General features: G+C 55.3%; 9 protein-coding genes. All 9 read right to left on the reverse strand.

Going from position 1 to position 6245, the window contains the following annotated elements; translation table 11 throughout:
* Position 1: 1 nt before the first annotated feature.
* A complete protein-coding gene (gene tatD / locus Q0753_RS09945) occupies positions 2 to 781 on the reverse strand; it encodes a 3'-5' ssDNA/RNA exonuclease TatD (RefSeq protein WP_298719994.1) in 780 nt (259 codons plus the stop codon).
* Positions 781 to 1527 carry a twin-arginine translocase subunit TatC gene (gene tatC, locus Q0753_RS09950; RefSeq protein WP_298719996.1) on the reverse strand — a complete coding sequence of 249 codons (747 nt, stop codon included), beginning with the start codon at positions 1525 to 1527 and terminating at the stop codon, positions 781 to 783. The genes tatD and tatC overlap by 1 nt, the downstream gene beginning before the upstream one ends.
* Positions 1528 to 1899 (reverse strand): Sec-independent protein translocase protein TatB, encoded by a 372-nt coding sequence (gene tatB, locus Q0753_RS09955; protein ID WP_298719998.1) that lies wholly within the window; start codon positions 1897 to 1899, stop codon positions 1528 to 1530.
* A 2-nt stretch (positions 1900 to 1901) separates the two neighbouring features.
* Positions 1902 to 2156 carry a Sec-independent protein translocase subunit TatA gene (tatA, locus tag Q0753_RS09960; RefSeq protein ID WP_298720000.1) on the reverse strand — a complete coding sequence of 85 codons (255 nt, stop codon included), beginning with the start codon at positions 2154 to 2156 and terminating at the stop codon, positions 1902 to 1904.
* An 83-nt stretch (positions 2157 to 2239) separates the two neighbouring features.
* Positions 2240 to 3877, reverse strand: coding sequence for a ubiquinone biosynthesis regulatory protein kinase UbiB (ubiB, locus tag Q0753_RS09965; RefSeq protein WP_298720002.1), 1638 nt, complete (start codon positions 3875 to 3877; stop codon positions 2240 to 2242).
* Positions 3874 to 4494 carry an SCP2 sterol-binding domain-containing protein gene (locus Q0753_RS09970; protein ID WP_298720004.1) on the reverse strand — a complete coding sequence of 207 codons (621 nt, stop codon included), beginning with the start codon at positions 4492 to 4494 and terminating at the stop codon, positions 3874 to 3876. The genes ubiB and Q0753_RS09970 overlap by 4 nt, the downstream gene beginning before the upstream one ends.
* On the reverse strand, positions 4494 to 5249 hold the full coding sequence (gene ubiE / locus Q0753_RS09975) for a bifunctional demethylmenaquinone methyltransferase/2-methoxy-6-polyprenyl-1,4-benzoquinol methylase UbiE (RefSeq protein WP_298720006.1): 756 nt from the start codon (positions 5247 to 5249) through the stop codon (positions 4494 to 4496). Before ubiE ends, Q0753_RS09970 begins: the two co-directional genes overlap by 1 nt.
* A gap of 57 nt (positions 5250 to 5306) precedes the next feature.
* Positions 5307 to 5693 carry a fluoride efflux transporter CrcB gene (crcB, locus tag Q0753_RS09980; RefSeq protein ID WP_298720008.1) on the reverse strand — a complete coding sequence of 129 codons (387 nt, stop codon included), beginning with the start codon at positions 5691 to 5693 and terminating at the stop codon, positions 5307 to 5309.
* Between the two features lie 104 nt (positions 5694 to 5797).
* Positions 5798 to 5998 (reverse strand): 2-hydroxymuconate tautomerase family protein, encoded by a 201-nt coding sequence (locus Q0753_RS09985; RefSeq protein WP_298720010.1) that lies wholly within the window; start codon positions 5996 to 5998, stop codon positions 5798 to 5800.
* Positions 5999 to 6245 lie beyond the last annotated feature (247 nt).

The following is a 6245-nucleotide window of genomic DNA, read 5'->3' on the forward strand; positions in this document are numbered from 1 at the left end:
GTTAAATACGGAAAAAGGCGCGGCTGGTCGCCGTGGTCGCGGCAAGCAGCGCGGCGGGATCTTCACCCCGGCATTCGGCAATGCGCCGGGCAATATGAGGCAGATACGCGGGCTCGTTACGGCGGCTGGTCGGCTTGGGCGAGAGGTCGCGCGGCAGCAGGTAAGGACTGTCGGTCTCGATCATCAACCGATTCGCCGGGATCAGCTGCACCAGTTGCTGCAACTCCCGGCCGCGCCGCTCATCACAGATCCAGCCGGTAATACCGATGTGCAGATCCAGCGCCAGGCAATCGCGCAGCTCGGCCTCACTGCCGGTAAAGCAGTGCAGCACCGCCGCCGGCAAGCGAGCGCGCCAGGGGGCGAGGATCTCGAGAAAGCGATCGTGGGCGTCCCGACAGTGCATGAATACCGGCAACTGCAACTCGGCGGCCAGTTCAAGCTGGGCTTCAAACACCGCATCCTGCTGCGGGCGCGGTGAAAAGTCCCGGTTGTAGTCGAGACCGCATTCGCCAATGGCCACCACTTCGGGCCGAGCCGCCAGGGCACGCAGTGCCGTCAGGCTCTGGTCATCGAAGGTTTTGGCATCATGGGGGTGAATACCCGCAGTGGCATAACAAAAACCGGGCTCGGTGGCGGCATAGTCGGCGACCGCCCGGCTTTCTTCCAGGTTGGTGCCGGTGAGCAGCAGTGCCGAGATGCCGGCGGCTTTCGCCCTGTCGATAACCTCGGCCCTGTCCTTGTCGAACTGGCCATTGGTCAGGTTAACGCCAATGTCGATCATCAGGCGCCGTCCTGCTCTTCATCTTCGTGCGGTTCGCGCACGTAGAAACGAGCGAAGAACACGCCTATTTCAAACAGCAGCCACATGGGAATGGCCAGCAGCGTCTGGGATATCACATCCGGCGGCGTCAGCAGCATGCCGACGATAAAGACCACCACCACTACATAAGGCCGCTTGCCGGCAAGATCTTTCGGGGTGGTCACGCCGGTCCAGCACAACAGAATGGTGGCGATGGGGATCTCGAAGGCGATGCCGAAGGCCACGAACAGGCCGAGTACGAAGTCGAGGTAGCTGGCGATGTCGGTGGCAATGGTCACCCCTTCCGGCGCCATCTTGGTGAAAAAGCCGAATGCCAGCGGAAACACCACGAAATAGGCAAAGGCGGCGCCCGCATAAAACAGCAGGGCACTGGAAAACACCAGCGGGGCAATCAAACGCTTTTCGTGCTTGTACAGGCCCGGGGCAATGAAGGCCCACACCTGATAGAGCACATAGGGAATGGCGGCGAAAAACGCCACTATCAACGTCAGTTTCATCGGGGTCAGAAACGGCGTTGCCACTCCGGTGGCAATCATGCTGGTACCGGCCGGCAACTGCCGCAGCAAGGGCTCGGCCAGAATGCTGTAGATGTCGTTGGCAAAGTACACCAGGGCCAGAAAGACCAGCACAATAGCGGCAAAAGCCCGGAGCAAACGACTCCTCAGCTCAACCAGATGGCTGATCAACGGCTGCTGTGGTTGACTCATTTAAGATTTATCCTGCGGCTCTTTCGATGATGAGGTATCGGTTTTGGCTCCCTGAGCACCGGCACTGCCGGCCTCTGTTTTTTCATAGGGGCGAGTCACGGAAGCGGCGGCATCCTTCAGCTGGTCGATAGACTCTTTCAGCTCCGGGCTCAGGTTTTTCATGTCGAGCTGTTCGGCTTTTTTCAGATCCCGATGCAGCTCTTCCATTTTCAATTCCTGAGCCAGTTCGGTTTTCACCGCGTTGGCGGTATCTCGTACCGTCTTGAACATTCGGGATACGGTTCTGATGGCCACGGGAAGCCGCTCGGGCCCCAGCACGAGCAACCCGATTATCGCGATCACAATCAACTCCCAGAAACCGATATCGAACATGGTTATACCTGATCTTTATCTTTGGTTTTGTCCTGGTCTTTCTGGTTCAGAGCGTCGCCCTGCTCTTTTTTATCGGCCAGCGTCTGCTGTTCGAAATCGGCGTCCTTCTTGTCCTTTTCCTCATCGGTCATCGCTTTTTTAAAGCCTTTCACCGCCGAACCCAGATCCGAGCCCATACCACGCAACTTCTTGGTTCCAAACAACAATACTACAATCAATACCACGATAAGCAGCTGCCAAACACTGATCCCACCCATAAGACACCTTTCCTACATAAAGAGTAAATAATCGAACACCATGATACCCGAACCTGATGACAGTACTTTGATTCAGGATCAAATTAGCGTGCTATTTTTCGCCATCCCAGCAACCATACAACCAAAGTCAGCACCAGACCAGACATGGCCCACTCGGTTCTGTCCATTCCCAGCAACAGGGTACTGGCCAGCAACACCGTGGCGCCCATTGCCAACAGAAAGCGCCCCTGGCCCTGACTTTTATCATGCCGGGCAAACTGATTGTACAGGCCTTGTACCTGGCGCTGCTGCAGTTTGGCCTGACGCAAGGCATCGTAAACCAGCTCCGGCAGGTCGGGCAGCTTTTCGGCCCAGAACGGCGCTTTTTCCTTTACCGCATTGATCACCGCCTTATAGCCGACCTGCTGTTGCATCCATTCTTCCAGGAAAGGCTTGGCGGTCTTCCATAAATCCAGCTGCGGATAGAGCTGGCGACCTACCCCCTCTACATAGAGCAGGGTTTTCTGCAGCAGTACCAGTTGCGGTTGCACCGCCATATTGAAGCGGCGCGCGGTGTTGAACAGGTTCAGCAGCACATGGCCAAAGGAGATTTCCGACAGCGGTTTTTCAAAGATGGGCTCCAGCACGGTACGAATGGCCGACTCGAATTCCTCGACCTTGGTGTCTGCCGGCACCCAGCCCGACTCCACATGCAGCTCGGCCACCTTGCGGTAGTCCCGATTAAAGAAGGCGAGAAAGTTCTCCGCCAGGTAACGCTTGTCGTCGCGGTTGAGGGTGCCGACAATGCCGCAGTCGATGCCGATCCACTGGGGATCATGAGGGTGTTCGTAAGAGACGAAGATATTGCCCGGATGCATATCCGCATGAAAAAAACTGTCGCGGAACACCTGGGTAAAGAACACCTCCACGCCCCGCTCGGCCAACAGTTTCATATCGGTGCCATTCGCTTGCAGCGCATCGATATCGGAAACCGGAATACCGTAGATGCGCTCCATCACCAGCACGTTTTCATGACAGTAACTGGAATAAATTTCCGGTACGTACAGGGTGCGAGAACCTTCGAAATTACGCCGCAACTGAATGGCATTGGCGGCTTCGCGCAGCAGGTTCAGCTCGTCAAACAGGGTCTTGCGATACTCTTCCACCACTTCGACCGGACGCAACCGGCTGCTGCGCTCCGGCACCAGCCGGGCCAGCAGGGTAGCCATGGAGTGCATCAGGCTGACATCGGCCTCGATCACCCGCTCGATACTGGGCCGAATCACCTTGATCACGATGTCCTGACCGGTTTTCAGCCTGGCGGTATGCACCTGGGCAATGGACGCCGATGCCAGCGGCTTTTCATCAAACTCGTCGAACAACACTTCGATGGGCTGTCGCAGACTGGCTTCGATCTGCTTGCGGGCCAGAATGCCATCGAACGGAGGAACCCGGTCCTGCAGCAGGGCCAGTTCTTCGGCGATGTCCGGCGGCAACAGGTCCCGGCGCGTCGACAGCATCTGACCAAATTTGATAAATACCGGTCCCAGATGTTCCAACGCAAGGCGAATACGCTTGCCGCGCGACAGATCCGGATGTCGATTTTTCAGCCAGAACAGGCTTTTCCTCGCCAGTCGTGCCGGCAAAATCTGCAGGCGGGCCGGAATCAATTCGTCCAGACCGTAATCAAACAGGGTTTTTCCTATCTGATAGAGTCGGACCAACTCCCGTAGTTTTTTCATGAATGCATAACCTTATCCGTCAACGCTGCCAGACGTCCCTGCAGGCGCAGCGATCGTTGGTTTAATTCGGCGACTTCATCATTAAAGTCGGCCAGCTCCAGCAATCCCACCGCCAGGCGAGCTTCTTCCCGGACATAGTCACCCAGTTGCTCCCGCACTCCCAGCACCCGTTGTTGCAGCCTGGTCTTCAGCTCTCGACCATGACGGCACAGCAAATGCGCCATCACATCACCGGTGTAGGGAGCAAGCAAGGCTTCCAGGTCGATATTGGGATCCTTGACCAGGGCTGAAAAGTCCTGCCAGGGCTGAGGATCGCCCTGCACATCGATGCGTCCGTCACGGATATATTGCATCAAGAGGCCTTTGTCATTGAGCAGACCAAGGGCATTCAGGGACAGGCTCAGGTGACTATCTACTGCGCCTTCATAATGGCGCAGTATTTCCAGCCGATCGGTAGAAAACAGCAGGTAGAGGCCGGCGACATCGATCACGGTCAGCTGCAATATTTTTCCCTGCAATGGCGCCATCTTCTTCAATCGTTCGCTGTCCTGCAGCATAAATCGATTAAACGCCGCTTCGAGCGAACCGTTGAGCAAGGGAAACAGCAAGGCTTTCATCAGAATTTGAACCCGCGGTGCAGCGCCACTATGCCATCGGTCAGGTTAAAGTATTCCACCTGCTCCAGACCCGCCCGCTCCATCATTGCCTTCAGGGTTTCCTGATCCGGGTGCATACGGATTGACTCGGCCAGATACTGATAGCTGTCGCTGTCTTTGGCGACGATGCTGCCGACTTTCGGCAGAATGTTGAAAGAATAAAAGTCGTAGAGCTTGTTCATGATCTCGTGCTGGGGCTTGGAGAACTCCAGCACCAGTAAGCGGCCGCCCGGCTTCAGCACTCGCTGCATGGACGCCAGCGCCTTGTCTTTATCGGTCACGTTTCGCAGACCAAAGGCGATGGTAATCAGATCGAAATGATTGTCCGGGAACGGCAGCGCCTCGGCGTTCGCCTGCACGTAGGCGATATTGCTGCCCAGCCCCTTGTTTCTGAGCTTGTCCCGCCCGACCTTGAGCATGGAGTCATTGATATCCGCCAGCACTACCTGGCCGGTTTCGCCGACAATACGGGAAAATTTAGCCGTCAGATCACCGGTGCCACCCGCCAGATCGAGCACTTTCTGTCCTTTGCGTACCCCGGAACAATCGATAGTAAAGCGCTTCCATAGCCGGTGAACACCAAAAGACATCAGGTCGTTCATCAGGTCGTACTTCGCCGCTACCGAGTGAAATACACTGGCGACCATCTGTTCTTTTTCATTGGCTTCTACCGTCTTGTAACCGAAATGGGTCGTCGACTTGTGCTGTTCTGACATGCTGAAGGCACCTATAAAATCAAAGTAAGTTAGTGTACTGCAAATGCGCGGCCCGGACTAACGGGACGCGATCAGGCTGCCGGTAATCTGCATGCCAAAATACGTAAACATGATACAGCAAACCACATTGAGGAACACATTCAACACGGCTTTAAGCCATTGACCATGCTCGAGTAATAAGACGGTGTCGAGAGAAAAGGAAGAGAAGGTGGTCAGTGCTCCCAGCATGCCGACCATCACAAAAGGCCGCCATGAATGAGTGCTCAGTATCTGCTGCTGTACCAACACGAACATGACGCCCATCAACATGGAGCCAAGCAGGTTGACCGTGAGAATACCGTAAGGAAAGGAGCGCCCGAACAGTCGGGCCATCATGTCGGTGATGGTAAAACGCAATATGGCACCTGATGCACCACCGACAGCAACAAACAGCAGGGTTTTCATGTTAAAACCGGCGAAAGAGAATAATGGCTCAGTTTACGCCGTGCATCCTCAAAAACCCACCGTCAGTTATTCAAAGCATTGGCTGCAGATTCAGCCCTGACGACTCAGGCGAGGCGTTCGCGCTTGGCCTTGACCGATTCACCGGCAACACCGAAATCCTGGGTGGCGATATCCTGCAGCAGGATCCGGACCGTTTCCGGCTTGACGTCCAGCGCACGCACACAGGCGTCGGTCACTTCACGGATCAACGCTTCTTTCTGCTCGTTGCTGCGTCCTTCGATCAGGGCGATATTGAGAATCGGCATTATGTCTTCCTTTAACAATAAAAATGAGCCGATATTACATTAAAAAACGTGAGCTGAGTCAACTTTCCATGAGTATGGGGTGCGGTGGAGCGATAAGAAGACCGCCAGGAAGAGGGAATGAATTCTAAAACTATCAAAACACAAAAATGAAAAAAGCCCGACTCTTTCGAATCGGGCTTTTTAATTGGGTGCCTGGCAGTGACCTACTTTCACATGGCAGCTGCCACACTATCATCGGCGCGGGTGC

The organism is uncultured Oceanisphaera sp. (genome assembly GCF_947495715.1).
GTDB lineage: Bacteria > Pseudomonadota > Gammaproteobacteria > Enterobacterales > Aeromonadaceae > Oceanimonas > Oceanimonas sediminis.